The 4,769-nt window shown below is 40.1% G+C and carries 2 protein-coding genes; both read left to right on the top strand.

The window, feature by feature from the left end; all coding sequences use genetic code 11:
- A partial coding sequence (locus Q0486_RS05325) for a TonB-dependent receptor (RefSeq protein ID WP_299230947.1) occupies positions 1-2,931 on the top strand: 2,931 nt, incomplete at its 5' end.
- A 34-nt stretch (positions 2,932-2,965) separates the two neighbouring features.
- Positions 2,966-4,768 (top strand): RagB/SusD family nutrient uptake outer membrane protein, encoded by a 1,803-nt coding sequence (locus tag Q0486_RS05330; RefSeq protein WP_299230949.1) that lies wholly within the window; start codon positions 2,966-2,968, stop codon positions 4,766-4,768.
- The last annotated feature ends 1 nt before the right edge of the window (position 4,769 follow it).

Here is a 4,769-nt window from a genome sequence, read left to right on the forward strand (position 1 = left end):
GTACTTCAGATTTCCTACATTGGTTTCAATACTCAGGAAATTAAGGTTACTTCTACTACAAACGATATAACTGTTAACCTTAAAGAAGACTCTAAGACTTTGGAAGAAGTTGTTGTTGTGGGATACGGTACACAAAAGAAGGTGAACTTGTCAGGATCTCTTTCTACAATTAATGTAAGCGAACTGACAGAAAGCCGTCCTATCACTAACGTATCACATGCACTTGCGGGTCTTGCAGCCGGAGTTAACGTACAGATGTCCAGCAATCAGCCTGGTAATGATAATGCATCTATCAAGGTGCGTGGTCAAGGTACACTTAATGATTCATCCCCTCTTGTTATCATTGATGGAGCAGAAGCCGGTATAAACACAGTCAATCCACAAGATATTGAATCAATGACTGTCCTGAAAGATGCCGCTTCTTCTGCAATCTACGGTTCCCGTGCAGCAAACGGTGTCATCTTGATTACTACAAAACAGGGTAAATCAGGTAAAGTAAAACTTGATTACAACGGATACGTGTCATTTACATCTCCTACTATTCCTAGTTCTATGGATCCTGTATCAAATTATGCGGACTACATGGAATATATCAATGAAGGATACAGAAATTCAAATATGAATGAGAAGTTCTCTTCCAGTGTAATTCAGGAATGGAGAGACAATGAAGGAAAAGACCCTTTGCGCTATCCTAACTCAAACTTCATGGATGATACATTCAAGAATTCTGTATCTCACAATCATGTGATCTCTATGAGCGGAGGTAGTGAAAAAGTTAAATTCTATTCTTCTTTCGGATATGAAAACAATCCTGGAGTAATGGATAACACAGGATTTGAAAAATATAGCGGACGACTCAATGTTACAGCTGACGTCAGATCTTGGCTGACATTAGGAGCTTACATAAACGGATATGTTTCAAACATGGATCCGGCCGCAAAATATACCAGCAGTGGTACAGCTGTAGATGATGTATTTACTTATGCATCGGCTACAACACCGGGTATGGTATTCCGTGCTCCAGACGGAAGATACGGTGCAATGAACAACCCTGAAGATGATGCACAGAGTGCCGTAAACAACCCATTGGTTCGACTAAACAATATGGCTGGTAACATAGCAAAACACAACATGAGAACACGTTTTGTAGGTACAATAAAGCCATTCGAAGGATTCAGCATCACAGGTTCTTATTCATACGAATTCGTTGATGAAGAAAGAAAACGCAAACCTGTAATTTTGGAACAGTGGAACTTCAGAGACGATGTTATAACACGTACTACAGAAGGCAAATCAAGCATCATGAATTACGACGGTAAAACACAGCGCTATTTCAATGATGTTGTAGCCAGATATGAAAACCGTTTTGTGAATGACCAGTTAGGACTGAATGCCATGATTGGTGCCAGCCAGGAAAAATACTACTCTCACAACTTCCAGGCAAGTAAATATGACCTTATTGACTACAGTCTGTGGGTGATAAACGGAGCTACAGGAGATGCAAGCGCATCAGGTTCAAGCAGCGAATGGGCTATGCGTTCTTTCTTCGGACGTGTAAACCTTGACTGGAATAACAAATATCTGCTCGAATTAAACCTTCGTGCCGACCAGTCTTCACGATTCCTCTCTAATAAGAGAACAGGTTACTTCCCTTCAGGTTCGTTTGCATGGAGAATTGACCAGGAAGAATTCATGAAAGATGCAATGGACAAAGGACTCAGCAACTTGAAGCTCAGAGTTTCTTACGGTTCATTAGGTAACAACTCTGTAGGAAACTATGACGCACTTGCTACATACGCTATCAAAGACAGTAACTATGCATTGAACAACCTGTTGGTTCAGGGTCTTATACAGACAAGACTTGCCAATCCGAACCTTACTTGGGAATCAACTTATATGACAAACGTTGGTCTTGACTTCGGATTCTTCAACAACAGATTTACAGGAACTGTTGACTATTTCCACAAACGCACTAAGGATATCCTTATCAACCTTCCGGCTCCTTTGGTACACGGATCTGCAGATATTCCAAAGCAGAACAGTGCAATCGTAACCAACCAGGGTGTGGAATTTACTTTAGGATGGCAGGACAAGGTAGGTGATTTCTCATACGGAATCAACGGTAACTTTACATATGTGAAGAATATTGTAAACAAGTTTAAAGGAAAAGACAAAGGTGGTATGAGCATTAGTGGAGCAAATGTAATCTGGGAAGGACATTCCATTAATTCACAATACCTTTTGAGAGTAGACCGTATTATCCAGACTGATGAAGATTTGGCATTAGTACAGCAAATCATTGACAATGCCAAACAGATATATGGTAATGACATTACTGATAATGAAATCTTCTCTTCAGGCAAGCCTGAAAAAGGTGACTTCCTGTACAAGGATACTAACGGCGACGGTTTGATAAATCTGGATGATAGAGAAATAGTAAGCGATGGTCCTAACCCTAAGTTCCAGTTCGGTCTTAACATGAATGCCTCTTACAAAGGATTTGATTTCTCAATTCTCTTTCAGGGTCAGGCAGGAGCCAAGACTTACTGGCAGCATGATTTGGCAAACACAGCTTCTGTACGCTATGGTTATCAAATGAATAAAGAAGTGGTTGAAGGACGCTGGTACGAAGGAAGAACAACTCCAGCCAAATATCCTAGACTGCTTGAATATTCTAATACAAAGAACAAACAGATGAGTGATTTCTATCTGCAAGATCTTTCATTCCTGAAAATACGTAACATACAGTTAGGATACACTTTGCCTAAATCAATCGTAGAGAAAACTTCTCTTGAACGTATCCGTGTTTACGGAAGTATGGAGAATTTCTTCACATTTACTTCCTTTAGAGGATTTGATCCTGAATTGGGAGGAACTTTGGGATATCCGGCCATGAAAAATGTGGTAGTAGGTATTAATGTATCTTTCTAACATAGTATTTTATAACCAATTATGATTTATCATTATGAAAAAATATAAATTAATTGCAGTTTTGGCTGCTTCGTTGACATTCACAACAGGATGTTATGATTTGGATGTTTATCCTGAAGATCAATTAAGTTCCGGTACATTCTTCCAGAGCCAGAAACATGCCGATCAGGCTATGATGGGTGTGTATGCCCTGATGAAAGACGACGATGTATTTGGCAGACAGTTTGGTTTTGATTGCCTTGGAGGTGTTGGTAGCGGTTACGACCCTGCTTCATACGCAACTATCGCCAGAGGTACATATACAAGTACAGAAGGTTTTGTAAACAATAAATTCCAGAAACTTTATGAGGGAATCGCACGTGCCAACATCGTTTTGCAGAATATAGACAATTGTAATATGACACCAGAGCTGACAAGTCAGTATAAGGCTGAAGCAAAGTTCATGCGTGCATTATATTACTTTACTCTTATGGATTTCTGGGGTGGAGTTCCTATCTACGATGAAACAACTGTCGTTGCAAACGATTTCATGAATATGCTCAAGCCAAAGAGTGATATTGAAACTGTAAGAAAATTCATATTGGAAGACCTTGAAGAGGGTATAAAGTACTTGCCTTTGGAATGGGACGACGTAAATAAAGGAAGAGCTACTTCAGGAGCCGCACTTGCACTTAAAGGAAAAGTACTTCTTTATGCGAAAAGATATGATGAGGCAAAAGAATGTTTCAAGGAATTGATTGGTGAAACACCTGACTCAAAATATATAGGAAAGTATAAACTGTATGAAGAAGGTGAAGATCCTTATTCAAACCTTTTCAAACCCGGTGGTGATGAAAGCAGCGAAATGATTTTTGCAATACAGAATATTGGTGGTATTGGACAGGATTTCGGTATGCCAACCACATTCTATATGGGTACAAGAGCCGCATTCGGAAGCTGCTGGAACAATGTAATGGCTTCTGTAAATCTGGTAGACTCGTATGAATGGAAAAACGGTTCAAAATTCAGCTGGACTGATCCCGAAGCTGAATACGGATGGAACGGATTTCCAACATACAATGATGTAAACAACGATACTTACCCTATGAGGGAAGAAATATTCTATTCAACACTTACCAGTGACTACAAGAAAATTGATCAGTACACTCCACACAGACAGGAATTGCTGAACATGTATGAAAACCGCGACCCTAGAATGGCTGCAACGGTAATACTACCTTACACTCATTTTAAAGGTTGGGTAAGCAACAAGGCTAAAGATACTGAATTCGTAATGACTAAGAAAACCGGTATCTGTAATGAGACAAACGGATTCATCCGTGTAAACGGAAACTATGAGTACTATCCATTCCGTAAGTTTGTTGCTGAGAACGATATGGACGGAGGTATAAACAACCGTGCTGATACTCCTATCAACTTCCCACTTATCCGTCTGGCAGATGTGTATCTGATGTTGGCCGAATGTTATATTTTCTCAGAGTCAGGATTTGACAAAGAAAATGCTGTGAAATATATCAATATGGTACGAGCAAGAAAAGGTGTAGAAATGCCTGGTATCAATAGCGGTAATCCTGATTTAGCTGCCAATACACAGGAAGAAGTATTCGCCCGCCTGCGTCACGAACGTGCAGTAGAATTGGCGGCAGAAGGTCATAGCTTCAGCGACATGAAGAGATGGAAACTTCTTGAGACTCTGGCAGGTCCTGTATATGGTATTGCTGCTTACAAAGCTTATTACACACGTGTAGTTGCAGAAAGAGATTATCTATGGCCATTCCCACAATCAGAATGTGAAAAGAATCCTGATCTTGCAGCCGGACAGAATCCTGGATGGTAAT

Origin of the sequence: uncultured Bacteroides sp. (genome assembly GCF_937912035.1) — a bacterium.
In the GTDB taxonomy this organism is placed as follows: domain Bacteria; phylum Bacteroidota; class Bacteroidia; order Bacteroidales; family Bacteroidaceae; genus Phocaeicola.

What these genes read in the sequence shown, in the direction of transcription:
- Q0486_RS05330 (WP_299230949.1), top strand. Translation starts at nt 2,966, where the DNA reads ATGAAAAAATATAAATTAATTGCAGTTTTGGCTGCTTCGTTGACATTC.